This is a genomic window from Wolbachia endosymbiont of Ceratosolen solmsi, assembly GCF_017869155.1.
Taxonomy (GTDB): Bacteria; Pseudomonadota; Alphaproteobacteria; order Rickettsiales; family Anaplasmataceae; genus Wolbachia; species Wolbachia pipientis.
The window spans coordinates 577,742-604,691 of sequence record NZ_CP054598.1 but is presented as its reverse complement, the minus strand read 5'-3'; the positions used below and the strand labels follow the sequence as shown (position 1 = coordinate 604,691).

The following is a 26,950-nucleotide window of genomic DNA, read 5'->3' as shown; positions in this document are numbered from 1 at the left end:
ATTTTTAAACGCTATAGCACTTTCTCATCCACAGTTTCTAGCTCTTCCTTTGCCGCTATCACACCTGCTGTCGTACTTTCCGATACAACCCTTATTCTTTCTATAAACTCTCTCTGTTTATTTGCCATTTTTACGTTCTCTAACACTTCTTTTATCTCTTTATTATTTCTCGCATAATCCATTGGGGTTTTGCCATATTTATCCTTTTGCTCTACATTTGCTCCCGCTTTTACTAGTTCTTCTACTATTTTTACCTCACTGACCATGCATGCCAGGTGTAACGCGGCAAATTTGCTACTACGTTCCACTACGTTTACCTCTACTCCCGCCTTTATCAGCTCTTTTATATTTTCTAGACGTTGCCCCATCACTGCTAGGTGTAGTGGTCTATATTTCCCGGCATCTGCTGCATCTAAATCTGCTCCTTTTTCGATTAATAACATCACTTTTTTTGGATCTAGCATCCCTACTGCATAATGTAATATCGTCCTTCCTTTTGTGTCTTTTTTATTAATATTTTCTATTGGGTTATCTAATACTTCTTTCCACGACTTATTAAATTCTTCTCTTTCTTTCTTACTAAATTTTACCATAAGTTCCTCAGCTATTAATACAATATAAAGTGGCTCCAATTTGGCTCACTTTAGCGCTTAGCAAATCTTGTTTGTTTACTAGCTACTTTTTCACTTAGGGCTGTTTTGGCATAAAAAGCAAGTTTTTTACAAAATATACACATTTTTTCCGCATATTATATTAAGATATAAATCTATATACTTAATCTATTAAATCTACCTCCTGCTGTTGTCAGCTTTTCTCTATCATTTAGCTTCTTTCCACCATTTACCACCTGCTTTTCCGATACCTTACTTATTTTTTCCATTAACTCCCTCTATTTATTCACTATTTTTCCTCCATTTTTCTTTAACACCTCGCTTATCTATTCATCACTTGCGTAATACATTGGGCTAAATCCTGATATACTTACCCGGTTTATTTCTGCCCCTGCTTTTATTAACTCTTCTACTATCTTTTTTCCACCTACCATACACGCTAGATGTAGTGCCGTATTTCCATCTTCTTCAGTTGCGTTTATATCTGCTCTGGCTTCTATTAATTCTTTTACGTTTTCCAGACGCATTCCAAGCGCTGCTAAGTGCAGTGGTGTATAACCTTCGTTATCTCTTGCATCTACATCTGCTCCTTCCCATATCAGCCAGTTTACTTTTTTTCTCGTCGACATTTTTGCTGCTCGGTGCAACATTGTTTCACCGTTTTCATTTTTTCTATTTATATGCTTTTTAGACAATTTGCCTGCAAGCAACTCTTGAAATAATTCATTAAAATCATCCCTTTCTTCTTGACTAATCCACATGATGTACCTCACTATAAAACTTCCTAACTTCTAGCGTTTGGTAAATCTTTTTTGTTTACCTACACCTACCTAATTTATAGCTGTTTTGGCATGGAAAAGCAACTTCTTTTTTTTCAAAAAACACACATTTTTACCGAATGTTAATGTAGTGTATGAAGATATAAGTATATATATTTAACTCATTAAACATATGACCTGTTTTTCTTCCCAACTTCTGTTCAAATGTCGATGTTCGTGCCACGTTAGTACACCTGGGTAAAACACTAAAATGTAATTTTCCGGTTCATGTATTGAATCCTTTTGCTCTGAATTTAAATCGCTTTCAAAATGAACATTGTGTTCTGCTAAACCAAATCTTATAACTTTTTGGTTGGTAAAATCTTCTACCTTGTAGTGGTGAGTAACGCTAAACCTTTCTAAAATTGGCTTGTATTTTAAATTCCACAGTTGTTCAGATAGTTTGCTACTTCCCAATAAAAATTTATCCCCTTCCTCTTCTATACCAGTAACCGGAAAACATGCGTTTATTTCTCCTAAGTTCCAGCTATCTGATAATACTATCTGCGCTTTAGCAAACTTAATTGCCGGTAGTAAGCTCTGTGGTAGCGGATATAGCGCTTTGAAGTTATACCACACATGATTTCTTTCATAAATACCGTTATAGTTCTTAGTATGAGGCTCGGTTTCTCCAAGGATTGCTACATCCAAGCGATATATGTCATTGCTTAAAGCTCGTTCATAATGATCGCGTAGATAGTTTTCTATAATCCTAATAACTGGACCACTAGACCTGAAAAAATTTACTCTTCCAAATGATAATACTGGTCCATCTTTTTCTATTTTTACCCCTGAATAATCCGATAACAAACTGCCAAAAAAGCTTTCATCTAAAATAAATCTTCCAATATTATAGTGGTCATTGAAAAGCCTCATTAGCCTCGATCTTGCTGGCAATGATAGTTTTGCTAGTTCTACTACTGCATCTACGAACGGTACATCTCTTATCCCTACCTGCAACTCAAAAAAGTGTTTACCGGGTGGCTCTTCAATGATCGTAATATCTTCTATATTTGCCCATTTTAATGCTATTTTAAGTGATTCTGGTGTGCCACGCAGTCTTTGAAATTTTATCCCTTCTTTTATCGCTTTTCTTTTGTCTGTTACCCAATGCAGGATTTCTCCCAGCCCGTACTCTTCAATTATCCATGGTAATACTTTTTCCCCTGGGCTAAATTTAAACCCTCTGATACAACCAGGATCTACTTTGTAATCTACTGCATCAACCAGCGCTTTTTCTTGTTTTGTTGCATTTGGTGGTAATAGCATTAATTCAACTCAACATTTAAACTTCTTAAGGCAGCACACTCATTCCCCAATACCACAACATCCTCTCTTGGCTCTATTAATTCTACGTTTTCTACTCCTTCTACGAACAAATTCGCTATAATCCATGATCTTGTCACCTTCCATCCCAATCTTTTCGTTGTTTCAAATTTTTCTATAAATTTCTTCTTCACCGTTTCAATAATATCTGGTCTTTTAATACTAATTCTGCTGTGGATATTTATTTCAATAATATTGCAACCAACTACTGTTATCGTATCTGTTAATACCCTTATATCATCCCTGGTGACTTGCTTTCCTACAATATCAAGTAGTTCTTCAGACGCTATGCCATTTGTGGATAACTCCGTGGATAAAATCGAGATCTCTACACTTCCTGGCACTTTTGATTCAACTAGCGCATCCTTTACTCTTCTATCTGCTGAGAGTGCTTGAAACCTATAATTTCCTCCAGTGCTCCAGCCAACTATTCTTGCCTTGATTCTTTTTCTAAATCGTTCGTCATCTTCTTCTTTTTCTCTCTCAACTCCGTAAAACTCAGCTAAACGATCTAAGTCTTCTCCTCCTGCGAACTTAAGTAAATTACTTTTTACCGCTTCGTTTATTCTTTCTCTCAGCAAAAGTTCTCGCCATGCTGCTACTTCTAAAACCTTTATTGCTGGATCATTTTCTACCAATGCTGTGAAACTTGATTCACGACGCACTAATTCTTCCTTCATCCGAGACAAAATTTCTTCAAAGTTCAGTGGCTCAATAATGTTAGGCTGCTCCATCTCTATACCACAATCCCACCAAAATGAATATTTTTTCCATTTGGTAGATAAATACCATCTAATGAAATATTGACCTTTCCTTCTTTCACTTCTGTAATTTTTACTTTTTCTAACTTAAATCTTTGCTCCAACTTTTGTAGAGCTTCTGCTACTGCTGCATAGATTTCCAAAGTTAAATCCCTATTAATTGGCTTATCTACTAATTCAAGTAGTCTTGACCCATAATCCCTTCGCATAACACGTGATCCTATCGGTGTGGTCAGTATATCAATTATTGATTGTTTCAGATGTTCTATTCCTTCTAATTCTTTACCTGTTTCTTTGCTCATCCCTTTCATTGTTAGCTCGCAAATACATTTTTGCTAATACTCATTACATGAAAACCACACGATGCCAAGTCACCGGTTCTTGTTATGCCAATATCATTAACAAATACGCTGTTTGATCCTTGCGTTAGTGTCTCTCCCATAGTTAAGATATCTCCTTTTCGACACACAGATCTACCGTTTACAAAAACATCGTTACTACCACTCATACAAACATGTGCTGGTATTCCACTGCAATAATCTCCTACACAAACGATTGCTTTACCCATCTATTAGTTTAGATATATTCTTTTTGCTTTGAGTTTTATTCCCTTTTTTGTCATTTCTATACTTGATTCCCCAACTTTTAGCGTTATTTTATCTATTACATCTATCTCTAAATGATGTTTATCTTTATCATACGATAACTTTGTCCCATCTTGAAATTTTGCACTATTTATTTCCTTTTTATTCTCCGGAGGGGGATATTTCTCCTGATATATTGCTGGTAATACTACCCCTAATGACAACTCTCCATATGGCGATAATACTATTACTTGCTCATCAATATTCGGCGCAAACCAACTTCTATCTTCTCCTGCTCTTGCCGTTACCCACGGAAGCCAATCCGTTAAAAATTCTCCTATTTTTACCCGCACTCTTGCTTTTTCATAGTCTACTTCTTTAACTAGACCTATACGAATAATATTCGCTAACTTCCTATTCAGCTCTGAAATTGCAAAATTATGCTCTAACATTTTCGCCAACACTTATTGTATGTGCCAGTTTCTGACCACACTGACTTCCATACATGGATTTCATGCACCCATTCAACCATCCACACTAGATATGCATCCAACTCTGGCCTAAAATCATCTCCTCCTGCTGATATAAATTCACCTGCTGAAACATTTTCCACGTCCCAAGTATTCTTATTCACTACTCTCGCAACTTCTGCTGCTAATTCTCTCACAACTACCGAGGAATCCTCGACTGTTCCATCAACTACAATTCTTGCTTCAAATCTTGCTCTCAGCGCCAATTCCTCTGTTCCTGGATCTTTTCCTTGCTCTAAACTTGACAATTCTACAAATACCGCTGGTGCTACTATTTCCCTTCTTATCGTTGGATATACTTCACATGTCTGTATCGCTGGTATTTCTTTCTTCAACATCCTGCAAATTGCTTTGTGCAACTCAGTTAAAATCATACTTTTACAATATAGTTTAATTCACGCTCAAAATATTTCTCAAATATCCCTTCTGTTTCATAATTAACTAGCTCCTTTATTATTTTTGATGCTTCTGGCTCCAATGCTAATTTTACCTCTTGTATTGGCAAAGCTGTTCTTCCTTCACGCCTAAAAACACCACTATTTCCTCTTGGCATTATTGCCATAAATGCTCCTATAAACTCATGTTTCCTACTTTCGCTCCTTTTCTTGTTTGTTTCATCTTGCCAACTGCTGATGCTCTAATATCATATAAATTTGCTCTCATTAATACGTCTAACCTACTTGTCTTAGCCTTAAAAATTCTCAATCTCTTTCTTATCACGTTTAAGTTTATTTTCTTTTCTTCGCTAATTTCTCTAGCTGCTTGTGATTTTATCCATAGCGCTGTTTTGTTTAGTGCCCTCATCGTTGCCAATTCCACTATAGATTTTTTGGCATTTACGCTTTGTATAATGCTTTCGGTGATTTCTATGTTTATACGCATCCTGACGCCTGAATCTTCCACAACATTCCTGAATTATCCCTAAGTGGTGGTGAATATACTTTGTACTTACGCTTATCAATAATAAAGGTATCTCCTACTACTGGCTGCAATACATCGAATATACTCACCTCAAGAAAAACCATCTCCCCGACAAATTGTCCTTCACCAATTCCATATAATTTATCTGGTTGTTGTTTCAGCACCTGAACCATGTATGACTTATCCTTTGATTCATACAACGCTTGCTGCCCTAAATGTGTAAAACAATCTTTCAATAATCTCTTAATATTTCCTTGCATGTCTTCTTTTTATGTATTAACTTTTACTTCGAGCAGAGCAGCTTTTTCATACCTCTTTTCTTGTAGTTGCTCTGCCCACAAAAACCATTTTACCTCTTTATGCAATAAACTTGAAAGGCACACAAAGTGGCTATATTGGTAGGAGGAAAGTCATTCTTTCCTTTTTGGCTCCTCTATGCTGCAACGATTTTTGTTAATATCCTCGGACGGTGGCACATCGGTAAAGGGTTTGATTGGGTATGAAGGTCAGTCCCTCTATCAAATCTTCTTGGCTCTTGTTTTGCACACAATGGCTGACCAAGGGTATTCACCGTCTCATTAAAGTCCGCTGGCGCAAAGTAAGTAGTAAATGTGCTTGCTGTACCAAGTGGAAAACAGTGTCCTGTGTCTTTTTCTATAAACCTTCTCACATTTCCTTCAGGGTCAGTTGCTTGTCCTCTGTACTCCTCAAATGTTATTCCACAGAACGTAAATCCTGATCTCATGTCGTTCCTTAGCGCTGCTCCTTCTTGCCATCTCTCGTATGCTTCTTTTACTTTGGCATGAGAAGTTAGTGCATCAAAAAACTCAGGACTTACCAGTGCATGAATCCCGGTCATGTATTCACCACTTAGGTTGTCCTCAACATGGCGCAATACTTCCAGACACTTACGCTTAACATCGGTTGTCGCAGTTCCCAGTGCAAAATTTACTACTTTTGGCGTAATTTCAAATTCGTTGTAAAGATTTAATAACTCTGACCCATCTGCATCAAGAATGATTCCCTTCAACGCCCCCATTCGCAAATGTTCTAACGTTATCGCGTGTTTGTTTCTCATCAACTCCAGATGATCTGTTACCACGTTAGCCAACGCTTTCAGTTCATTCTCTGACCCAAATGCCCTTATTCCTTGCACTTCCTCAGGTAACACTACGTCATCATGGGGAATATGTGGTATCGTAAATGTTCTTATTTTTCGTTTTCCGCGTTTTCCCACTGTTGCTGGTGCTCCCGGAACTTGCGTTGGTAATAAACTCAATACTCCGTTTTGCTCTTCTATCGTGATATGTCGAAATCTTACCGATCTACTTGGAAATAAATTTAAGCTTTCTGTTCGACCATAATTTATCGGCAATATGTTTATTGCTTTAGTTAATTCCGTCATACTAAATGCTGGATTTGTAAATGGATTTTGCATGTTTTTCCCCTTTAGTGTTTTAAATTGGTTTTGCTCTTCAGTTGAGCAGTTTTAAACTCCCTTACGAATGATGATGCCCCGTGCTTCAAGTTGCTTTATTGCTGCAGCTTTTTGCTCCTCAGTGATATTTCCTGGCCACACCACTGCATGATCTGCTAGCATTGCTATACGTGTAATGATTACTGCTTTGGTGGTTTCCGTTGCGTTTACATCACTTGTTATTACACCTATTGCTGTTTGCGTGCCATCTGTAGCCGCTAAGTTTATAATTTTAATTAGATCATCTTTATCACGACCAACAACCGTACCAAGTTTAAGGTTTTGCCCCTTTGCTACTGTTATTTGGTCTCTTGAATATAGATTTGATGCCTCATACTTTAATAGGTCACCAAGGTTATTTTGTTCGGTTATACAACTCATAAATTTTTCTCCTTTTTTTCCCTTTAGTTTTACCGCCATGTTTGATACGCGGCGGTAAAAGATAGATTGCTTATAATTTTTGGCTACTTGTTTACCGCTGTGTTTGTAGCTGTTATACGCCGCGGTAAAAGATATGCCATCCTGTAATTGCCTATTCTGGCGGACTTTGGTCACTTATTTACCGCGGCGTTTGTAATTGCTGATACCTAAATTTCTCAAATGCCAGATTGCGCTCGAGTTCTTGCTACCTGCATCATCAAGTCTTCTGGTGTATTTTGCGGTATTGTACTCAGTATCTCTGTCTTCTTCGTTCTCTCCGCCAGTATCGACATTAATATTTCTTGCGCTTGTTTTGCATTTACATTCTGCTCGATAAATTCTCCTATTTTCTCTGGCATCTTTGATAAATTACATAATCTTATTACCTCTAATACTTCCTTGCGGCACCTCTCATAACCTATTCGTTTTGATTCTTCCATTAACTCATCAGCATCGATGGTGTGGCCCTTATAGTTAAATTCAGCTTTACTCATATTGTTTCTCCTATCTATAAATTCAGAATATGTTATCACTTCATCAGCAAGTCCAATCTCTATTGCTTTCTCACCAAAATATAGCCCTGCTTCCGTTGATTTGATTGTTTCCGTGGAAAGATTCCTATTCCTTGCTACAAGCTCGACAAACATCTCATATAGGCGATCTACTTCCTCTTGTAAGCTTTCCAGACTTTCAGACGTTATTGGCTCGTGTGGATTTAAATCGTTTTTTCTCTTTCCTGCAAATACTGTGGTATATTTTATCCCTTGCTTTTCATCAAATCCACTTTGATCTATATGACTTGCTATTACTCCTATGCTTCCAACTCCTGAAGTTCTCGTTACCAATACTTTTTCAGCACTTGATGCAATTGCATACGCTGCAGAATACGCATCATCATTTGCTATTGCTACGATCTTTTTTAATCCCCTTGCTTCGTAAATAAAGTCCGAAAGATCGAATAAACTGTTTACTTCTCCTCCGGGGCTGTCTATGTCCAAAATTATTGTTTCTACTTCTTCATCTATTAAAGCTTCTTCTATCTCTTCACGTATCTTCTCATACGATGTCATCCCCAACACATCATCAAAAGCCTCTGACTTCTTCGTCAAGATTCCATGTATTGGTATTACTTTTATTCCCCTTTCACTATTTCTTACTGCATGTTTTATATTTTTAAACGTTGGATGCTTCTCTGCATGTAATGACAATAAATCAAAGCTTCTTTGCTCTATCATCATCGGTTTATTGAGCCAGCTCACTTGTGTTGTCATATTATTTCAGTATTAGAATCAAAACTACTGACGTCCGAGTCAAAACTTAAACCCAATTCACTAGCACGCCTTTGATCTTCAGCAATTTCTTGGTCGATTTCTTCTATATCGTAACCTAGCTCTGATACTACTTCTGACCTGCTTTTAAACCCATTCCTTACCGCCATTTGCTGTGCTTGCTGGTCTTTCAGTGGATCTACCCAATCAAACCCTTGCGCTATCCATTTTACCTTTTTTGCACCTTTTTCACTTATGTCTAATTCTCCAGATAGTATTGCTAATTCTAACCATCTACACCATACTGGCCGGCAAAACTGAAATACTACCACGTTATGCTGTAACATTGCACACCTCCGGCGAAACTCTATTAACCCTGCTCGTATCGATGAATAATTGACCCCGGTAAGATCTCCTGTTAGCTGCTCATACGTTATTCCCATGCCTACTGCTATTGCCCTGAGCTGCTGTTTCATGAATGCTTCGTAACTTCCTCCAACATCTGATGGCTCTGAAAATTTGATATCTTCCCCTGGATCTAAAAGTTGCATAGTTCCAGGTTCTAAACCAGATAATGCTACCCCTTGCTCATTGCTTTCCCCTTCTCCCATGATGTTCGCCTCAGGATCGAGTCTGGTAATAAACCCAGCAAACATTGCAGCAGTCTTTTTTCGTACTAATTCTGCATCGTCATATTGATCAAGTTCATAGAGCTTTAAAAGTACTGTAGAAAGCCACGGTACTCCTCGAATCTGCCCAGGTCTTAGTGGTCTGTAAATATGTAAAACATCATTTGCTGGTACTCTAACTGACTCTCCAAATGATCCTTCACCCGGATGTTCTCTAAATAGGTAATACGCTTCTCTTTGCCCAAGTCGGTTAAATTCAATCCCGTTTCTTATTACATCACCGTTGGCAAGGGTTTGATTGCTCTTATTGTCTAAATGCTCTGATTCAAGTACTTGCAGTTGTAACGGCACACAAAGACCATCTTCTCGTTTTCTCGTTCTCAGCCGTACAAAACATTCTCCTCCTTCAATCATGCTTCTACAGACCAATGCCTGCAGTCCATAAAAATCACTTACTCCGCTACTGTCTGCTTCATCTGTCCATCTCAGCCATAATTCTTGCACTTTTTTCCGAAATTCTGCATCTTTCGCCTTTGACTGCGGTTTTATTCCTGTCCCAACGCAATTACTCACTATCGTATCGATGATGTTTGCTGCATAGGAGTTCTTTCTTACCATGTCACGTGATCGACTTCTTAAAGTTTCAAGACTATGCGAGAGTAAGCTATTTATACTTCCTGTCTCTGGTTGAAAGTGCAATAATCTTCTGCCAGATCCAGCTCCATCCCATGCTGAACCTTTTGGTTTTGGTCGCTTGTGGAATAATTGTTTGAATGATTTCAATAACATCATGATATCCAAAAATCTTTTAATTCTTCTAATGTTCCGTTGAATTTATTTCTATCACATGAGCCTATTCCTTCTACTGAATTTGGTTTAGGACCTGTTTTACCATCGGTATACTGCCATAAAGTCCATTTTTTCCATCCTATTGGTAATGTTAGCTCTGCTCCCCATTTTGATAACCATAGTGGGCATTCAGTTAAAATCTGCGTTGCAAAATCTTTCAGAAAATAAGGACTGCCATAAATTAATGGTAAACGTCCCGTTACTACATAAACTCGATTAACAAAGTCTTCCGCTTGTTTTGCTGTTATACTTTTTCCATCTTTATTTTCTTCAATGTCGAGGGCTAGCAATATACTTGAACTATCGCCAATTGTCTCTAAAAAATGATCAGCTTGGTCTTTGCCGCTTTTTTCCCCGACACCAAAATGGTATGCTCCCCAAAGCAATTCCTCTTCTTCAGCGGCTTTTCTTCTTTTTGCATACTCAGGATCTATGTACTTCACCCCTTGCGTTGCTTTGTGTATGATGCCCACTATACCATCTTCTTTCACTAGCTTAAAATCTACACTTTTATTCCAATGGGAAATGTCTATTATTGCATTTACAAGCATCCCTGGTGTACCAGTGGCTATAATATACTTTAAATGCTCTAAAAAGTCTGGGTATTCATTTTCCATCATATAACTTCTCATATAACTCCTTTACTAGTTGCAATAACAATCTTTCTCTTCGGCTTCACACCTGCGACTTTCAATTCAGATTTAATGCGTTGTCTTAAGTCCAATAGATCTTTTATCTGAACTTCTCCATACCGAACTACATGGTCACCATATGCAATCGATACTACTCTTTCCCCGCTCTGTAGCTTCTTTATCGCTTCTTCTACTTGAGTTAAATATTCTTGGTTGTACATCAACTTTTCTCACTCAACCATTGACTTCTTCTCACTCTTTTTGACTTTTTAGTTTTTTCACCTACTAAACTTTCCCACTTACTCTCTGGCCATCTATCTATTCCCAGTGCTATCGATGCTGCTCTTGCGTAAACTCTGCAATCTAGTACTTCATTTCGATCTCTTATCTTTTGCCACTCTTGTTTGGTATACCCTTTTACTACCTTGGTAATTAGTTGTTCTGCAGTAAGTTGCTTAAAATATTCAGGTGGATACTCTGGAAAATGACAATACCCTGGGCCGTTTTTTAAAACATTAAGTAGCTGAAAAAGCTCGGACTTCAATATCGATACCCCAACTGGCCACAGCTTCATTCCTCTCTTTAGCTTTTGTCCGCTAACTGTTACATCTACTCTACTTGGGCTGCTAAGTGGCACTAGCGCTTTGTTTGCCCCTTTTACTGCCATTACTCTCCCTGACCCTTGGTGACCTCTTACCCAGTTGTATACCTCTTGTGTTGCATACCCAGCATCAACCGCCATCATACTTATCATATATTCAAGCCCATTTTCACCGATAAAATGATGATTCAAAAGCTCTGAAAGTTTTTCCCATACTTCTCCACTTCCAGTATCACCTTCTAATACCTGATAGTCTATTGACCAACTCTCACGACCCATACCCCATGCTACTACTTCTGCTTCTAAGCGGTCTTTTTGTACATCAACCCCTGCCGTTAACACTATTTTTCCACCTTTTGGCACCGTACCTATCGGAAAATTTTCTCGACGCTCAAATAGTTGCTTCCAGTCTGGTACTTCTCCTTTATCTACCCAGGTTTCTCCGAGTGTTGTATTTATCCAAACTTTTAGTAATTGTTCATTTTCCTTTGCATGCAGAAAATCTTCTACTGCTTGTTTCCAACTATACCAGCCAACTGGGCTATACAAGCTTGAAAGGTGGAATCCTTTTTTTTTCACCTTTTATTGGATTAGTAGGCCTCCATTCACCTCTAGCTAGCATCTCTGTTTTTTGATGATTTTTTATTTCTCCCCTACACTCTATGCAAACGTAGTGGGCTGTTGAGGGATCTTTATCTTTCCACTTTATCTGTGGCCATTTCAGCACCTGATAGTGATCACAATGTGGACAAGGTACAAAAAAGTATCGTTTGTCTGAATTCTCAAATTCCTTCTCTATTCTGCTTATTCCGTGAACCGTTGGTGTTGAAACTAAAAAGATTTTTCGCCGCGTAAAAGTATTAGTTCGGGCTATGCTGAGTAAAACTGGATCTCCTTCTCCTCCTGAATCCCCTGGATACGCATCTACTTCATCTAAAAAAAGATATCTTACCGGCATTGAACGCAAACCCACTGGACTGTTGGCACCTGTTACTACTACCGTTCCTCCCGGAAATTCCTTACTTTGTACAGTGTTGCCTGAATCTCTCGACCTTGGATCTTTTATTTTACTCCTTAAACATGGTGTATCTTCAATGAGCGGCGCAAATCTTCCCTTTGACCAACGCTTGCCCATTTCTACTGTTGGCTGTACTACCAGCATAGGGCCTGGTGTTTGGTCGATTATATATCCTATCCAGTTATTCCCAGCTTCTGTTCCGCCTATCTGCGCTCCTTTCATGAATACCACTTTTTCAGCCGGTGAAGATGAAGATAGTGAATCCATGATTTCTTTAAGATATGGGGTTCTCTCTGTTCTCCATTTTCCTGGCTCTGATGATGCTATCGTCGAAAGCTGACGGTTCTTATCTGCCCACTCTGATACTTTTAGTGGTGGATCTGGCCTTAGCCCTGCATAAAAACTACTGCTGTATATCATAATGCTGCAATTGTTGCACTTTTAAGGAGAAAAAGAGGTATTTTTTGTCTGCAATAAGTATCTGCTGATGCCTTACTTAAAATAAGTATCACAATTAATATATGGGTAAGGCTTACTAAACTCATTAAGAGCTTCTTTAGTGACCTCAAATTGTATTTCATCATTAAAATACACTCTGCGTTAGCTCTTCTAAAGCTGTTCTGATTTCCTCAGTCAGTGTCTCATGGATCTTCTCTGTGTTATTTATCGATGCTAGTAATGCTGAAACCCTATCTGGAATGTTAAGCAAATTATTACGGACAACTCTTGCAACATTAAATGCTTCAGTCTTTACTTCTTCTACTGAGATAAGTTCACCAATTTCAGCTTTTGCCTTTGCCTCGAGCAGTTTTCCCCGCTCCATCTCGTTTTTTATCCGGGTTTTAAGCAACATCGTTGAAAGATCATTATTTCCTCTTTTTTCCCCTTCTTCTCCACCTTTTCTCCTCAGTGGTTGACTTGGATCTCTAATTGCTTCTATTGCTCTATTTGCTTGTTCTCGGTCAATTAATCCATCTTTCAGCTCAACTATTCCTTTCTTTACTAAATAACAGACATATTGCTTGGCAAACCCTTGTTCCCTTGCCCATTCTGTTTGTGTGATTTTTCCCTCTTCCATCTTATTGTCTTGATTCTTGAATTTGTGCAAAAGTCTTTCCAGTATCAGCGAGAATAGCATCTCTTCCTGTATACACCTGCCAACGCTTTATCGTTACATCTACAAAGGCGGAATCAAGTTCTATGGTTCTACAGATTCTTCCTGTCCTCTCACATGCAATCAATGTACTTCCAGAACCACTAAATGGATCAAGAACTATATCCCCTGGTCCACTGCTGTTTACTATCGCTCTCTCCATTAACTCCACTGGTTTCATCGTTGGGTGCAGTGAGTTGTACGTTGGCTTATCGTAAAACCAGAGATCACTTTGATTACGTCCCACATGCCACTCACGTTTATTGCCATTTTTCCAACCTAGAGTATTGTTTCGTATTGTCTTTGATAATCAGATCTTCCTAGCGTAAAATGATTCTTTGCCCAAATGATGAATGTCGACCAACGACCACCTGCTTCTTCAAATACCTTCTGCAAGGTCGAAAGCTCTGATGATGATGCACAGATGTAAATTGCCCCTTTGGTGTATGCTAAAACGTGAGAACAAATGTCATAAAGGAACAATTCGTAATTTTCACCTTGATCATCGTTTAGTATTTTTTTGTCTTCTCTTTCCTGACTGTCACCATATGCTACGTTATACGGAGGGTCACACACGGTAATATCTGCCATTTTATCGTCCAGTACCGCTTTAAATGATTCAACCAGACAACTATCACCACAGTAGATTCGATGACCACCTAAAATCCACAGATCCCCTGGTTTCGACACTACTGACTTTTTATCGACCAATTCCACCCCCTCTTTTTCTCCTCTTTCTACTTCTTCTTTTCCATCAATGTTGTCGAGAAAGCGTTGGACTTTTTCCAGCTCAAATCCAGTCATTTTAAGGTCAAACTCCAAGTCTTCTAACTCTTGAATTTCCAACTTCAAAAGATCATCGTCCCACTTTGCCCAGTTAGCTGATTGATTGGCAAGTAAACGAAAAGCTTTGGTTTGGGCTTCACTTAAGTTATCACTGAGGACTACGGGAATACTCTCCATACCCAGTTTTCTTGCTGCTTTAAGTCTTAAATGACCATCAACCACAGTGCCATCGCTTTTTGCAACTATCGGAATACGAAAACCAAACTCCCGGATTGAAGCGCACATTCTGTTTACTACATCGTCATTCTTACGAGGATTACGCTCATATTCGACAAGATTTTCAATAGGATAGTAGTGTATTGCTAAGTTCATATTAGTGGAATAATTTATTAAATTACTAGTGGAGATTCTTAAGGACTTGTTAAAAAGTTAATAATTAAAAAACGTCTGACGCTAGAGAGGGTCCGGGGTTTCGCTCCCAAGTCCGCCAGTCTGGCCGAAAGGACCCACTTCCTATGTGTTATCTAGCATATTAAAATCTTTACTAAAATTATTAACACAAAGCATCAACGCCAAAGCATCGGCTTCATTATCATCTTGAGGAATAAACCCTTTTCCCTTTACAGCTTCAATAACTTCACTTTTACTTGCATTACCCTTACCGGTGATAAAGCGTTTTATCGTCTTGACAGGTACACCTTGATAAGGTATATTGTTTTCCTCGCACCAAGCTGTTAAATGAGCTAGAAAGCCTCCGTAGCAATGTGCAGCGTCAGTACCTAAATGTCTTCTTACTTCTTCAAAATACACTGCTTCAATATCTGAAAATCTTTCCCTCATCTCATTGAGCCACCTACGAAAATTTAAGAAGTGCATTCCACCTCCGCTGAAACGGCTACCATGAAAGTTTTCACTCCCACTTTGAATTACTCCATCTGTCAGAATTGCCCAGCCGGTTTGCTTGCCGAGGTCGAGTGTTAAAATAGACATCCTAAATTACAAAAACCCCATTTTGATAACGTAATAAATGGCTTGATCCCCCACAATATAGCGTCCGTTCATCTTTTACCTCTTCTAACATGGACAAGTGCCAGACTCTATCATCACATATAGTTATGCTTGAATCGTGCTCACATACTAAAACAGCGCAGTTTAATGTCTTTGCTATATGAGCACAGCAGCCATCCATAAACTGCTTAAGGTGTAAAGGGTCTCCACCAAATAAATCCGAAATTGTATCTAACACTACAAGCTTTGGCTGAAACAATTGAATATCTTCAAATAGCTCATGAAAGAAAGGGGTAAACTCTCCTATACCCTTATCGTTAAAAATCATTAAGAAATTATTCTCTCCTTCTCTTGCAAGGATTTGTATTTGGCTTTCAAATAAAGTTTCTTCAACTTGGTAAAGACATACACTGACGACGTATTATATCTCGTTTACTGCTCTCACAAAATACACCATATGCTTTAACCTGTTTGACATCCATATTGAGCAATGGCTTACCAGTAGCAACCGATATCATTAATTGTTGAGCAAGAAGTGATTTACCAACTTCACGTTCACCTTTAAGAAATGATACTTCTCCTAGGGAAAGCCAATCTTGTATGATGAATTCTTTTTCGGGAGGTGAACCAACCCATTTTGAACAATCTATTGCTTTTATCATAAAATTACTAAAAATATTTAAATTTAAGTTTGTAGCATAAGTTCCTAAATATCGTCTGGTTCCTTCAAAATACGCTATGAATGGGTTTTTGTAAGTCAATAACAAGAATCTTATGCTACCTACCTTAATTAGGAGTTAATTCCTTGCTATTATATATATTCACCAATTTTACAAAAACTGTTCACTTTTTTTGAAAAAAATTTTCATACAACTAAAAGTTACCTTACCTTTATAGTTACTGTAAGCGTAGATAATTTGGCTTTTGAAGAGACTTTTAAGGGTTTCTTTGTTCATGTGTTTCCTCAAATAGGGCATAGCTAAGCACTAAACAACGTAATTCATTCATTACTTCACTTCTTTCATCTATTAGCTCGTTTTCAATCTCTCCATATTCTTCAGTATCCTCTTCTACGTTTTCCAATTTTTCTAAGCCTTTTTCCAGTGAGTCAATCAAATCATCTACTTTGCGTTTTACGTGATTTCTAAAAACTCCTATATGCTGAGAAATCAGACCAAGTAAAAATACATCCCCTTGGAAATTTAATTCTGGCTGGCGTATAAATAACGCGATTGCTGCTTTTTTTCTTTCTTCTATAGAACCATGTTCAGCTTTTTCTAGAAGCTTGAAAGTATCAATGTTATCGCGCAAGAAGTTGCTGAATCTTAGCTCTCTTTCTGCGTAATTTCTCATGCTACTTGTCAATTTAGGTCTTAGTTCTCCATACATCTGTGGTAATAATTCATCTAACTCATCCAACTGTTTTAAACTTTTATCGTAAACTGAAGAGTGCATTATTAAAAGAAGGCGCCTACTTAATTTTCCAAAAAAACTTAAAATTACTACTCCATTAAGCGGATTATCATCACCGCGAAAAGGTTTCAATAACTTCTTATCCGTTGTTTTTTCTATTGCAGTAGCTAATTTACTTAATTGTTTCAGCTCTCTTAAACGTTTTCCTTTAGCTTCATCTACAACCTGTTTATAGAGATTTTGCTTATCTTCATAACCTAAAGACTCACAATATTCCCTCAATTGTTCAGGAGTTTTAGATAAAAGTCGTTGTATTTCCATAAGACCTCCAATATACCAACTTAACCAGCTTTTGTTATATATATTCACCGATTTTACAAAAACTGTTCACTTTTTTTTAATTTTTCTTTGCAAAGCGTAAAAAACGTGCTAAACTCACTAGTGAGTTTACTATACAGTAATAGAATTGCTAAGAATGCCATTTATTCAAGTTCTAAGGGGCATTATATGCGTTCTTTGGTAATGGTAGTATTTTTGTACCCTAAAGTTGCATCTAGCCTTAAAACAAAGTTTTTACCTCATCTAAAAAAATACAAATTCTCAATTACGTAACTTACCAAAAGCCTAAATTTCTTTTGCTTTCTTCAATCTTCTCTTCTCTACTCTGTTTGTTTGCCGACTTTTGTGTTATCTACACTCAATGCCCCTATACTCCGGATTTCTCACCACTTTTTCCGGGATTTTCTAAAAAAAAGTTAAAATAATTTTAAGGCAGCTAAGAAATTAAAAAGAGCCTAAAACCAGCTATGTCTTTTACAACAGCTTCTTCGCTATTTGAGATCTTTCCATTTTGGAAACAACTGATTATTTGAATCTAGAAGAGGTTACATGAGTTTTTGATAAAACAGTATCTCCCTATCTAGATCATCAGTAACGCTATAATAGCCTTCTAAGGCGTTTTTAAGAATGGTGTTGCAATGGAGACAATTGAAATGGGCTGATAGCTCTTTTTTACAATGAAAATGTGCTATGTAAAACTGTATCTTTTTGGTTTTAATTTCAAGGGGGTGAAAAATTGTCCCCTCCCTTCAGAAAGCCCTATATCTCTGCTTTTTTTGACTACTACAAAAGAAGTTTTTCTGTTGGAGACAATAAATTTTGCTCTTTGTCTCCATTTTAAGCAGCAATCAAATTTTACGAGCTTCTGTTTCTTCTTCTATGGCAGTAACTTCAAACTTTTTTCCTTGACCTTCATCTATAACCTGTTTATAGAGATTTTTTCATCAAAAGACTCACAATATTCCCTTAGGAGTTTTAGATAAAAGTCGTTATATTTCCATAAGACCTCCAATATACCAAAATAACCAGCTCTTGTTGTACCGAAATTATGAAAACTGTTCACTTTTTTTGAAAAAATATTTTACAACGAATAAAAAACGTGATAAACTAAAATAGAGTTTCTTTTGCAAAGATAAAATTTGAGGTGGGTGATGACTTAGATATACCTTTTAATCGGCTTTTAAAGGGTGTTACAAGCGTTACTTAGGTGTAGTTGGTATTATTTTACCTTAAGATACTAGAATCGCTTAAAAACGACATTGAAGGCTATTTGCTTTTCTACGTTCTGTTTTATGAACATTTTAACACTATTTTTTGGGTCAGACTTAGTTAAAAGTTGAATGCATTTAGATTTGTATGTTTTATTATTAGCTTATATTATTTTATCTATTATTATTTATTACTATTATATATATAATATATAAGGGTTTTGGGAAGCTAGAATCCGCTATACTGGCTGACTTTAGACACATGATTTCTAGGAACGCTTTTGGGAACGCAGGTGGAAAAGCTAGCTCTCACGCAGGATTCAGATTCCTAATTTCCAATTACTGATTTGGGAACCTGGGAATTGGGAATGTAATTCAATTGTTGGTGGTGTTATTTCTTATATATTCTATCTACCTTTAATTGAAAATTATATTGAGTTCTAAAATTAGCGTTTTAGTTAAGTAGATATGAATTGATAGTAGCTACAAGTTGAAAAAACAATAGAAGAAACTGGGTAAACTCTAAAATATTTTTACCCATAAAAAAAGACTTATCCTAACATTAAATTTTGCCTATAGCTAAAATCTTCAGCTCCAGGAGTGAATTTTCCTATACCACAAGCAAATGGTCCAGTTGGACTGTCAAGCCATTTATCTTCTTTCGAACCTGTAGACATTCCATTTACTAATTTTGGTGGTCTTGCTTGTAAAAGTTCCTGTACCATACGCTCTAGTCTATCCCTTCCCATGCTGTGAAAAACTTCAGGTAGTCTATGCCGTTGCTTATATACTCCTGTGCTTCCTGTGTGAGTAAATGGATGTCCTGAAGCAGCAGATCGTGTAATTGCATCAGTAAGACATATTTTAAGGTCTTTTTCACTAGCATTTTTAACTGTTAGTTGTATTGTTATATCTTCTAGTAGCCCCGTTTCCTGATTTCTTAGGTAAGTTCTTACAGTGCGATCAGCTAAACCATTGGCCTTCACAACTGCCCCATGAAACAAAGCATTCTGTCTTGGTGTTTCTCCTACTGCCTTAAAGATTTCTAGCCTAGCTGTATTTTCTACTGGCCAAAAAGCATATGAGCATCTAACACCATTAACAAGAGCAGAGGTACCACGGATGGCATCTCGTGCTTGTTCAGCAGTTAATATAGGTTTCTCACTCTTTGGCTTTCTCATATGGTGAGCAGTAACAATTGAAGCTCCAGTACTATTTGCTAGATCAGACAATAGACACATCAGATAATCCCCTACAGCAGGATCAGCATTTATATCTGCATGGATAAATGAAGCAAGTGGATCAAATACTATCAATTTCAGATCTTTAATTTCCTCGAGCTGTTTCATTACGGATTCGAATTCAGGAGAAACTTCGACGATTTTACCACGAACATTTCTGAGTATTGTAAGTGATCCTCTAACGTTTGGCAGTGGTACAATAAATAATTTATCTTTATGTTTCAACCTTTCACACTTAGGGTCAAGTCGTTCTAAGCGGCGGTGTATCTCACTTGCATCATCTTCTGCTGAAAAAATCACTACTGATCCATGTTCAGTAACCAAAGGACCAAAACCGCACAGTTGATCCATATCACTTGCAACCTTAAGTGCCAGGTCAAGAAGAAGCATACCTTTGCCTGTATCTCCCATTGCTGCTATTATTGAAGTAACACCTAAAGGAAATAGACCTTCAACAAGAAACTTTTGCTCTGGTACCGGACCTACAAAGCGCTCTGCACTCCAATCTAAAATGTTAAGTGGCTGTTTTGTGGATCTTTCTAAACTTTTCATATTTGAAGTATCAGTAGCTGGAGTATCAATAGTAAGTAACGGAGTTGAAGCTAAAAACTCTTTGACATCTATACCTTCCTCTACACAATCAGCAGCATCCCATTTCTCAGGCTTACCTCGAGGAATTTCAAGCACAGCAAGTGATGCAACTCCAATTTCTAAAAGCTTATTTCCAACATTTTTAGCATATTTTGCACCTGCTTCATCATTATCTGGCCAAATAATAATATGCTTGCCCTTCAGTTGTGACCAATCAGTCTTTTTAACATCTGCGTTTGCTCCAGACATTGTTGTTGTAGCTGTAATACCTTGTTTTATCAGTGCTTCTGCACATTTTTCCCCTTCAACTAGAATAACTTTGTCAGATTTTAAAATGCCTGGAATATTGTACAAAGGTCTGATTTCTGGTGCAGTAAAAGTAGATTTTTCACATCAAAAGGAAGATATCGCTTTCCACTATCATCATCATAACGATAGACTCTAACAATAGCTTGTCCGTTTTCATCATAATAATCCCAATATGCAGTTGGATTACCTGAAGTTTTGAGCTTTTTAAAATGACCAAACCACTCAGCTATAGAAGCCATTACTTCAGGAAACTCTATTCTCGTACTTTTTCTATGTACTGCTGCCCAAAGATCGATGATATCACCACCTTCTTTTGTTGCAAAATCGTGCCATAGGCCAGCTTCACTGCCACTTAATTCTACTACTAGACTCTTTCCTTTATCACCTTGTACATTGCCTATATAAAACTTATCACCACGAAAAGTTCCCCTTGGGAATAAATAAGAAAGGCATGATCTTATGTTTAATAATAGTTGTCTTTTTATTTCTTCTACATCAAATTGCTCTAATGGTTCTACAGTATTGTTAAAATCATAATATTCATCATTTAAAGTATTTTTTTTGTTTGACATCAGTTAAAAATCTTGTACCATAAATTGAAACTCCTTTTAAGATTAAGCGTTTGAAAGGTTTTTGAGTAAGGCTGTTTTGATTGGGGTCTTACTCTCTTCTTATGAAGTAAAAACTGCAATAGGAGGTTCTCTTGGCAAGGCTATATTAAGAAATAAAGGAAGTCAGTTTATGTTTATAGTGAAAAGTGAGGCTTTAGTATCTTCTTTCTTTTAAGAAAAAATGCTCTACTATAACTCTACTACATTTTACTCACTATGTCAACCTCTTAGTTTTTATTTTGTTGATATATTGCATACTACTAATATGTAAGGAATTTTGGCTAAACCTTCTCATATACGCAGGCATAGTTTAATTTAAGGTGGAATTATAAGCGAATAGAAAACCCTCTACTATATATATACCGTGTTTCTTATGACTTTTTCTGAAAAAATTAAAAACTTTTTTCTTTGGAGGAGTTTGGCCTACCTATTAATGATAATCTTTTCAAGCCATCTGTAAAAATGAAAAGTTTCTGAAAACGGCAATTACTTTTTGGTTCATGAATAGAATTATTAAAGATGCCTTTTATTCAAATTTTAAAGGGCATTACAGGCGCTAAAAAGGTACAATGGATCTAGAGTGGTAAAATCGCTTTAAAACGTAATTACAGGTTTTTTGCCTACCAATGAGACATAAAACACAAAATTTTGTCTCCGCTATACATGATGAAATTGGAGACGTAAATTTTGATCTTTGTCTCTATTTTGAACTATTGAGCGGTAGTTATCTGGTTCTTTACATTAAATAACTCAGCTATATTATAGTGCATTTTTTATATTAACTAAATCTCTTAATTGATCGTTGTTAAATTCTGTAATCCAACTCTCGCCACTACTTATAGTTAGGTTTGCTAATTCCTTCTTGCTTTGAATCATCTCATCAATACGCTCTTCAAATGTACCTGTTGAAAGTAGCCTGTACACCATAACATTACGTTCTTGCCCGATACGATAGGCCCGATCTGTTGCTTGTGCTTCCACTGCTGGATTCCACCATAAATCGTAATGTATTACATGGTTTGCCGCTGTTAAATTAAGCCCTGTTCCACCAGCTTTTAAAGACACTATAAGAATGTTGGACTGGAATAAGTTTTTAAAGTCATTAATCATTGTATCACGTGCTTTTCTAGAAAGTCCTCCATGTAAAAATGGCACTTTTGATTCAAACCTTTCTTCAAGTAGCCTAGCTATAATCTCACCCATTTCAGTGTATTGAGTAAATATCAATGATTTTTCTGCAACTTCACCAATACTAATCAATATTTCCTCAAGCATCTGCATTTTACCGGATTGTTCAATACTCGCACGCTTTTTCTTGCCAAACTGTGATGGATGGTTACAAATTTGCTTTAAAGCATTGATAAGTTTAAAGATTAGTCCCTTACGTTCAATTCCTTCACTCTTTTCTATCTTCTCCATAGTTGTATCAACAACCTTTTGATAAAGAGCTGTTTGTTCTGAAGTGAGGGAACAATAACGATTATTCTCAATTTTATCTGGTAAATCCTGAATAATGCTTTTATCACTCTTAAGCCTACGTAACATAAAAGGGCTAGTGATTTTCATAAACCTTTCTAGACAAGTTCTATCTCTTGCTTTTTCAATTGGTGTTGCAAAATAGGTCTTAAACTGCTTAGGGATACCAAGATAAGATTTATTGATAAAATCAAAAATGCTCCAATACTCAAGTAACCTATTCTCAACAGGAGTACCGCTCATTGCTATTCTATGCGTTGCCTCAATAGCTTTAATTGCCTTGGTTTGTTCGGTATTAGGATTTTTTATATTTTGTGCTTCATCAATCAAGAGCAAAAACCAGCGAATTTTATTAAGTTCTTTTTTATCACGACGTGCAAGACCATAGGATGTTAGAGCTACATCATAATCACTTGCCAATTCTCGATTTTGTCCGTGATAGATGAAAAGCTTTAATTCTGGTGCAAAACGCTCTATCTCCCTTTGCCAATTGCTTAAGATACTTGTAGGCGCTACTATCAAGACTTTATCTTCATTTAAAAATCCTGCATTTTTACAGTATAGAATGGCTGCAATAACTTGTATAGTCTTACCAAGACCCATATCATCAGCAATTATGCTACCAAACCCACTTTCTATGTTCTGTACAAGCCAACTAAATCCGCGTTCTTGATATGGGCGTAGTTGTGCTATTAGATTATTTGGCGTAGTTACAGGTGTGTAAGTATTAAATTTTTTAAACAAGCTTGTAAGCTGCTGGTCAAATGCTACTTTAGTTTCATTTACTTCTCCTGTTAGAGCAGCTTGCATAAGCTCTGCTTGACTTAAATAATCAGGCAATTTATCAAGTTTTTTTAATAAAGCTTCTACCTCTTTGTCATCCAAAAGGACGTATTGATCCACGATTCTTACAAACCCTCGGGAATCTTTTAGCAATTTTTTAAATTCTGTAACGCTTAGTTTTTTATCTCCTATTGCTACTTTCCAATCAAATTTCAATAAATTTTCCAGCGTTAAAAAACTTTCGCGATCTTCTTTTATTTTATCCTTGGCAGACAAACTAAGACTTAATTGTGGTTTGAAGATTTTTTGCAAAGATTTCGGCAAGATAACTGTTATACCTATTGCTCTTAGTACTGGTACAATACCCAGGAATAAAGGTGCAAAATCGTCTAAATTAAATGATAACTTGCTATTGCTATCAATCGATCTTTCTAATTCAGGTATGTATTCAGATAAGAGTGCAAGATCAGATAAAATACTAAGCTTTACGTTTTGATTAGAAAGTGCTTTTTCCAGCTTTATGAATGACTTCTCATCATCCAGTGATAACTGTACCTCAAGTTCAAATTTTTCATGGTGATCTTTTATCATTAAATAGAGTTTGTAAGGTTTATCTGCTAAATAAAGACGTGAAAGCCAGAGATTAATTGCTTGCGGTATTTCCTTGTTGCTAAACTCAGTAAACTTGTATGGTCTTCCAGTAAAGAATAATTCAAAGATGTATTTATCTCTATGCTTATCCAGTGATGCAAGAAAGTTATCTTCTATATACCCTAAAAGGATGAGAGAGATAGCAACATTTACCTGTTCCTCTGGTTCCATAGCGATTTCTTGATATTTAATCAATAGAGGCGGACAAATAGATGATATCTTGCTATGAATTTCCTTAACTGACTCATTAAACAACGCCGGAATCCACCTAATTATAATTTCTCCTCTTTTGTTTTGTAATACTTGTGGTATTAGCGCTGACTTTTCCATCAGCATATGTGCAAACTGTGAAATCATATGCATGAAGCGAAGTTCACGATTAAGCCTGTGAAGTAACGAATTAGGAATGTCGTTTAAAAATCGCGCTATATCTTTCAATACATTTCTACTTAGCATAAATACATTAGTTGTACCATTGCTCACTTGAGTAAGGTAATGCTGATCATCAATGAATAGTTGAAATGTTTGCCAATTCTCAATATTTCCCCATCTTTTAATAAATAGCTCCTCTTCTGATAGTTCCTTCTTAGAAGCTGGATAGTACACTAACTTTCCTGCAGGATACTTTTGCCAGTGCTTATAATCTATCTGTAAAATATTATGGAAGTTTTTTTCAAAAAAAAGTGGATTATCTGTTAAAATACTACTGATACAATCAAAAAGGTTAGGAATAGTTGATAAATCAATATCATTTAAAATTGCTTGGTTATGTATTCTAATTTTAGAACATGCCTTAAATATATCATCTATCTTTAAAATATTTTGAGCATTTTCTAATTTTCCATTCCCAAAATCATCGATAAGTGCTGACAAATTACAATTATGAATATTAAAAATCATGAAGGGGTTTTTATCAATTTCTGCAGCAATAAGATAAATTACAGCAGCAATGTGTTTACAAGGCATAGCCCAATCAGGACAGTTGCAATTTGCATTCATCTCTTCCCAATTTGAAGGAAACAATTTAATCCCAAGATCATTAAGCTTATCAAACAAGCTGGTTGGTAATTGCCTATTTATTAATTTAGATAGTATAGAAGGTGAAGTTTCAATAATTTGACGAATGGTCTGTTGTTCTGATGAGCTTAATTCATTGAGTATAATTTTGACTTTATATGGTTGAGGTTTTGAACCACGATATGGGTAAGATCCTGAGCTATGAACTTTAGCTGTAACTATGTGACCATTAATTTAATACCAAAAGTTCGACCAGTATTAGCACAAGTTCTGCCACGTGGAAGACGGTTATCATAATCAATTCTATTGAAGCACTGAAGCCATTTTTCTCCCCACCATGTTCTTCCATAAATAGTCATCTTGTAAAACTATATATTTTAACCTAGATAAGCTAGATGCTGATTCTATGGATGATTTTCTCTGAATATGCAAAACTCATCTTGAACTACTACAAAATGTTAATTATAACAACAGAGAGGGCAAAAGCAATAAACACTTATATCAAAGGAAAAATTGATTAAGGGAAAAGTGAAACTTTTTAAAGGTTGTTTAATACCTTTACACCTGTGATTGTAGCACTAATGTTGTGCGATAAATGTACAGTGAAAATGTCATCAGAAGTTACCCAATTATTGAGTAGTTTTTTTTACGGCGTCAAGACTCTTGCCAGCATAGAAAATATCAGTTCCTATATAAATATCCTTATGGGCTAAAAGAAACTTCTATTGGTTGATAGAAAACAGAAAAAAACTATTTAAAAAGTATACTCAACAATATAACAAGGAAGCATAAGTTAGGGAAAGTAGTAGGCCGTTGATAAGGATTTGCCTATTTTCTCGATCAACTAGCTTTTGTATAAGTACTGATGGGTCAATATAAATGAGTAGTTCTGGGAAGCTTACTTTATCGGCTAATCTATATTAGCGTCATAGAGGATTTATATATTTCAAGCATGTTAATTATTTTTTCTGGATCATTTAGGAAACTATAGTAGACTTTACAACTCATTAATTATCACTTAACTTACCTCCTAGTAAGTTCTTGAGTTATGTATGGATAACACGTTGATAATATTAGCAGCAGGAAAAAGCAGTAGAATGAATTCACAGTACTCAAAAACACTACACCCAGTAGGAAATTTTACTCTTTTAGAGCATATAATTCACAATGCAAAACCGCTGAGTTTAAAAAGTCTATCAATTGTCATTAACAAGCCTTTTCTAAAGGAGTTAGAAAGATTTAGTACCTTAAAAGATATAATTGATAAATATAATATAAAATTGATAATTCAAGAAAATATTACAGATACTGGCACTGCAGTTAAAATTGCCCTAGAAAGCCTGGAGCGGTTATCTGACCAAGACATATTTTTAATACAGTACGGAGACACCCCGTTTATATCTAGTGATACAGTTATGAGAATGACTGATTGTTTAAAGTGTAATAATAAAAATTTAGTTCTTCTTGGATTTAATAGTCAAGATAAGCAATATGGAAGATTAGTAATTGATGATAATGACAATGTTCAAAAAGTCTTGAAAAGTGAAGATGAAATTCTTCTTGCAAACTCTGGAATAATGGTTTCATACGCTAAAGATCTTTATACCCTAATAAAAGAAGTAAAATTTAATGATTCGACCAACGAATGTTGTCTTAATGATATAATACCCATTGCAGCAAGCAATAACTTACGTGCAGGTTATGTAGTCGCTGACGAAAAGGAAGCAATGGGGGTAAATAACAAAGAGGATTTGGTCAAAGCAGAACGTTATTTTCAGGCAAATAGAAGAAGACAACCAACCCTTCTTTCATAACTATATTTTTTTATTCATTGATCCTTAATTTAAGTTGACATTTGTTTTATACTAGTTTTATAATGCTTTTTAAGTCTTACTTGTAAGATGATAGGTGTGAAAGAT

Annotated in this window: 23 protein-coding genes and 4 pseudogenes; 2 read left to right on the top strand and 25 right to left on the bottom strand. The window is 36.3% G+C overall.

What is annotated here, in order from left to right; translation table 11 throughout:
- Positions 1 to 11: 11 nt before the first annotated feature.
- From HUB95_RS02970 to HUB95_RS02855, 24 genes and pseudogenes are all read right to left on the bottom strand, one after another.
- Positions 12 to 593, bottom strand: a complete 582-nt coding sequence (locus HUB95_RS02970; protein ID WP_209452273.1) for an ankyrin repeat domain-containing protein — start codon at positions 591 to 593, stop codon at positions 12 to 14.
- Positions 594 to 937: 344 nt separating this feature from the next.
- Positions 938 to 1,372, bottom strand: a complete 435-nt coding sequence (locus HUB95_RS02965; RefSeq protein WP_244662808.1) for an ankyrin repeat domain-containing protein — start codon at positions 1,370 to 1,372, stop codon at positions 938 to 940.
- A 174-nt stretch (positions 1,373 to 1,546) separates the two neighbouring features.
- Complete coding sequence (locus tag HUB95_RS02960; protein ID WP_209452515.1) at positions 1,547 to 2,698, bottom strand: phage tail protein; 1,152 nt, start codon at positions 2,696 to 2,698, stop codon at positions 1,547 to 1,549.
- Positions 2,698 to 3,489 (bottom strand): baseplate assembly protein, encoded by a 792-nt coding sequence (locus tag HUB95_RS02955; RefSeq protein WP_209452514.1) that lies wholly within the window; start codon positions 3,487 to 3,489, stop codon positions 2,698 to 2,700. The genes HUB95_RS02960 and HUB95_RS02955 overlap by 1 nt, the downstream gene beginning before the upstream one ends.
- Positions 3,490 to 3,491: 2 nt before the next feature.
- Positions 3,492 to 3,827 (bottom strand): GPW/gp25 family protein, encoded by a 336-nt coding sequence (locus HUB95_RS02950; RefSeq protein ID WP_197907398.1) that lies wholly within the window; start codon positions 3,825 to 3,827, stop codon positions 3,492 to 3,494.
- Between the two features lie 2 nt (positions 3,828 to 3,829).
- Entirely contained in the window at positions 3,830 to 4,084 is a 255-nt protein-coding gene (locus HUB95_RS02945; protein ID WP_197907399.1) for a PAAR domain-containing protein, read from the bottom strand.
- Between the two features lie 3 nt (positions 4,085 to 4,087).
- Positions 4,088 to 4,552 carry a phage baseplate assembly protein V gene (locus HUB95_RS02940; RefSeq protein ID WP_197907400.1) on the bottom strand — a complete coding sequence of 155 codons (465 nt, stop codon included), beginning with the start codon at positions 4,550 to 4,552 and terminating at the stop codon, positions 4,088 to 4,090.
- Positions 4,546 to 5,004, bottom strand: coding sequence for a hypothetical protein (locus tag HUB95_RS02935; RefSeq protein ID WP_209452513.1), 459 nt, complete (start codon positions 5,002 to 5,004; stop codon positions 4,546 to 4,548). Before HUB95_RS02935 ends, HUB95_RS02940 begins: the two co-directional genes overlap by 7 nt.
- Positions 5,001 to 5,512, bottom strand: a pseudogene (locus HUB95_RS02930) (phage tail protein). Before HUB95_RS02930 ends, HUB95_RS02935 begins: the two are co-directional and overlap by 4 nt.
- Complete coding sequence (locus HUB95_RS02925) at positions 5,503 to 5,811, bottom strand: head-tail joining protein (RefSeq protein ID WP_197907403.1); 309 nt, start codon at positions 5,809 to 5,811, stop codon at positions 5,503 to 5,505. The pseudogene HUB95_RS02930 and the gene HUB95_RS02925 overlap by 10 nt, the downstream one beginning before the upstream one ends.
- A gap of 173 nt (positions 5,812 to 5,984) precedes the next feature.
- A complete protein-coding gene (locus HUB95_RS02920) occupies positions 5,985 to 6,989 on the bottom strand; it encodes a major capsid protein (protein ID WP_209452512.1) in 1,005 nt (334 codons plus the stop codon).
- 51 nt (positions 6,990 to 7,040) lie between these two features.
- Positions 7,041 to 7,409 carry a head decoration protein gene (locus tag HUB95_RS02915; RefSeq protein ID WP_174516748.1) on the bottom strand — a complete coding sequence of 123 codons (369 nt, stop codon included), beginning with the start codon at positions 7,407 to 7,409 and terminating at the stop codon, positions 7,041 to 7,043.
- 215 nt (positions 7,410 to 7,624) lie between these two features.
- The gene (locus HUB95_RS02910) at positions 7,625 to 8,719 is read right to left on the bottom strand and encodes a S49 family peptidase (protein WP_174516744.1); all 1,095 of its coding nucleotides are present in this window, start codon (positions 8,717 to 8,719) and stop codon (positions 7,625 to 7,627) included.
- Positions 8,716 to 10,134, bottom strand: coding sequence for a phage portal protein (locus HUB95_RS02905; protein WP_209452530.1), 1,419 nt, complete (start codon positions 10,132 to 10,134; stop codon positions 8,716 to 8,718). The genes HUB95_RS02910 and HUB95_RS02905 overlap by 4 nt, the downstream gene beginning before the upstream one ends.
- Entirely contained in the window at positions 10,134 to 10,826 is a 693-nt protein-coding gene (locus HUB95_RS02900) for a glycoside hydrolase family 25 protein (RefSeq protein WP_197907405.1), read from the bottom strand. Before HUB95_RS02900 ends, HUB95_RS02905 begins: the two co-directional genes overlap by 1 nt.
- A complete protein-coding gene (locus tag HUB95_RS02895; protein ID WP_174516742.1) occupies positions 10,823 to 11,047 on the bottom strand; it encodes a gpW family head-tail joining protein in 225 nt (74 codons plus the stop codon). Before HUB95_RS02895 ends, HUB95_RS02900 begins: the two co-directional genes overlap by 4 nt.
- A pseudogene (locus HUB95_RS02890) lies at positions 11,047 to 12,865 on the bottom strand (phage terminase large subunit family protein). Before HUB95_RS02890 ends, HUB95_RS02895 begins: the two are co-directional and overlap by 1 nt.
- Before the next feature lie 163 nt (positions 12,866 to 13,028).
- Entirely contained in the window at positions 13,029 to 13,523 is a 495-nt protein-coding gene (locus HUB95_RS02885) for a hypothetical protein (RefSeq protein ID WP_174516746.1), read from the bottom strand.
- 1 nt (position 13,524) lies between these two features.
- Positions 13,525 to 14,756: pseudogene (locus tag HUB95_RS02880) on the bottom strand (DNA modification methylase).
- Positions 14,757 to 14,897: 141 nt separating this feature from the next.
- Positions 14,898 to 15,374, bottom strand: coding sequence for a crossover junction endodeoxyribonuclease RuvC (locus HUB95_RS02875; RefSeq protein ID WP_174516739.1), 477 nt, complete (start codon positions 15,372 to 15,374; stop codon positions 14,898 to 14,900).
- 1 nt (position 15,375) lies between these two features.
- Positions 15,376 to 15,720, bottom strand: a complete 345-nt coding sequence (locus HUB95_RS02870; RefSeq protein WP_174516738.1) for an AAA family ATPase — start codon at positions 15,718 to 15,720, stop codon at positions 15,376 to 15,378.
- Between the two features lie 61 nt (positions 15,721 to 15,781).
- Complete coding sequence (locus HUB95_RS02865) at positions 15,782 to 16,054, bottom strand: AAA family ATPase (RefSeq protein ID WP_209452511.1); 273 nt, start codon at positions 16,052 to 16,054, stop codon at positions 15,782 to 15,784.
- 274 nt (positions 16,055 to 16,328) lie between these two features.
- Positions 16,329 to 17,126 carry a hypothetical protein gene (locus HUB95_RS02860; RefSeq protein WP_174516736.1) on the bottom strand — a complete coding sequence of 266 codons (798 nt, stop codon included), beginning with the start codon at positions 17,124 to 17,126 and terminating at the stop codon, positions 16,329 to 16,331.
- A gap of 1,777 nt (positions 17,127 to 18,903) precedes the next feature.
- Positions 18,904 to 21,065 (bottom strand): annotated as a pseudogene (locus tag HUB95_RS02855) (AAA family ATPase).
- 61 nt (positions 21,066 to 21,126) lie between these two features.
- Here HUB95_RS02855 and HUB95_RS02850 point away from each other — a divergent pair.
- Positions 21,127 to 21,279, top strand: coding sequence for a hypothetical protein (locus tag HUB95_RS02850; RefSeq protein ID WP_197907409.1), 153 nt, complete (start codon positions 21,127 to 21,129; stop codon positions 21,277 to 21,279).
- 584 nt (positions 21,280 to 21,863) lie between these two features.
- On the opposite strand, the gene HUB95_RS02845 is transcribed toward HUB95_RS02850, so the two are convergent.
- The gene (locus HUB95_RS02845) at positions 21,864 to 25,037 is read right to left on the bottom strand and encodes a DEAD/DEAH box helicase (protein WP_244662807.1); all 3,174 of its coding nucleotides are present in this window, start codon (positions 25,035 to 25,037) and stop codon (positions 21,864 to 21,866) included.
- 1,046 nt (positions 25,038 to 26,083) lie between these two features.
- Between HUB95_RS02845 and HUB95_RS02840 the strand changes: the two genes are divergently transcribed.
- Positions 26,084 to 26,845, top strand: coding sequence for an NTP transferase domain-containing protein (locus HUB95_RS02840; RefSeq protein WP_209452510.1), 762 nt, complete (start codon positions 26,084 to 26,086; stop codon positions 26,843 to 26,845).
- Positions 26,846 to 26,950: the final 105 nt, after the last annotated feature.

What these genes read in the sequence shown, in the direction of transcription:
- HUB95_RS02915 (WP_174516748.1), bottom strand. Translation starts at nt 7,409, where the DNA reads ATGAGTTGTATAACCGAACAAAATAACCTTGGTGACCTATTAAAGTAT.
- HUB95_RS02925 (WP_197907403.1), bottom strand. Translation starts at nt 5,811, where the DNA reads ATGCAAGGAAATATTAAGAGATTATTGAAAGATTGTTTTACACATTTA.
- HUB95_RS02955 (WP_209452514.1), bottom strand. Translation starts at nt 3,489, where the DNA reads ATGGAGCAGCCTAACATTATTGAGCCACTGAACTTTGAAGAAATTTTG.
- HUB95_RS02885 (WP_174516746.1), bottom strand. Translation starts at nt 13,523, where the DNA reads ATGGAAGAGGGAAAAATCACACAAACAGAATGGGCAAGGGAACAAGGG.
- HUB95_RS02860 (WP_174516736.1), bottom strand. Translation starts at nt 17,126, where the DNA reads ATGGAAATACAACGACTTTTATCTAAAACTCCTGAACAATTGAGGGAA.
- HUB95_RS02920 (WP_209452512.1), bottom strand. Translation starts at nt 6,989, where the DNA reads ATGCAAAATCCATTTACAAATCCAGCATTTAGTATGACGGAATTAACT.
- HUB95_RS02935 (WP_209452513.1), bottom strand. Translation starts at nt 5,004, where the DNA reads ATGATTTTAACTGAGTTGCACAAAGCAATTTGCAGGATGTTGAAGAAA.
- HUB95_RS02900 (WP_197907405.1), bottom strand. Translation starts at nt 10,826, where the DNA reads ATGAGAAGTTATATGATGGAAAATGAATACCCAGACTTTTTAGAGCAT.
- HUB95_RS02905 (WP_209452530.1), bottom strand. Translation starts at nt 10,134, where the DNA reads ATGTTATTGAAATCATTCAAACAATTATTCCACAAGCGACCAAAACCA.
- HUB95_RS02870 (WP_174516738.1), bottom strand. Translation starts at nt 15,720, where the DNA reads ATGATTTTTAACGATAAGGGTATAGGAGAGTTTACCCCTTTCTTTCAT.
- HUB95_RS02895 (WP_174516742.1), bottom strand. Translation starts at nt 11,047, where the DNA reads ATGTACAACCAAGAATATTTAACTCAAGTAGAAGAAGCGATAAAGAAG.
- HUB95_RS02840 (WP_209452510.1), top strand. Translation starts at nt 26,084, where the DNA reads ATGGATAACACGTTGATAATATTAGCAGCAGGAAAAAGCAGTAGAATG.
- HUB95_RS02960 (WP_209452515.1), bottom strand. Translation starts at nt 2,698, where the DNA reads ATGCTATTACCACCAAATGCAACAAAACAAGAAAAAGCGCTGGTTGAT.
- HUB95_RS02950 (WP_197907398.1), bottom strand. Translation starts at nt 3,827, where the DNA reads ATGAAAGGGATGAGCAAAGAAACAGGTAAAGAATTAGAAGGAATAGAA.
- HUB95_RS02875 (WP_174516739.1), bottom strand. Translation starts at nt 15,374, where the DNA reads ATGTCTATTTTAACACTCGACCTCGGCAAGCAAACCGGCTGGGCAATT.
- HUB95_RS02965 (WP_244662808.1), bottom strand. Translation starts at nt 1,372, where the DNA reads ATGTGGATTAGTCAAGAAGAAAGGGATGATTTTAATGAATTATTTCAA.
- HUB95_RS02970 (WP_209452273.1), bottom strand. Translation starts at nt 593, where the DNA reads ATGGTAAAATTTAGTAAGAAAGAAAGAGAAGAATTTAATAAGTCGTGG.
- HUB95_RS02945 (WP_197907399.1), bottom strand. Translation starts at nt 4,084, where the DNA reads ATGGGTAAAGCAATCGTTTGTGTAGGAGATTATTGCAGTGGAATACCA.
- HUB95_RS02940 (WP_197907400.1), bottom strand. Translation starts at nt 4,552, where the DNA reads ATGTTAGAGCATAATTTTGCAATTTCAGAGCTGAATAGGAAGTTAGCG.
- HUB95_RS02910 (WP_174516744.1), bottom strand. Translation starts at nt 8,719, where the DNA reads ATGACAACACAAGTGAGCTGGCTCAATAAACCGATGATGATAGAGCAA.
- HUB95_RS02865 (WP_209452511.1), bottom strand. Translation starts at nt 16,054, where the DNA reads ATGATAAAAGCAATAGATTGTTCAAAATGGGTTGGTTCACCTCCCGAA.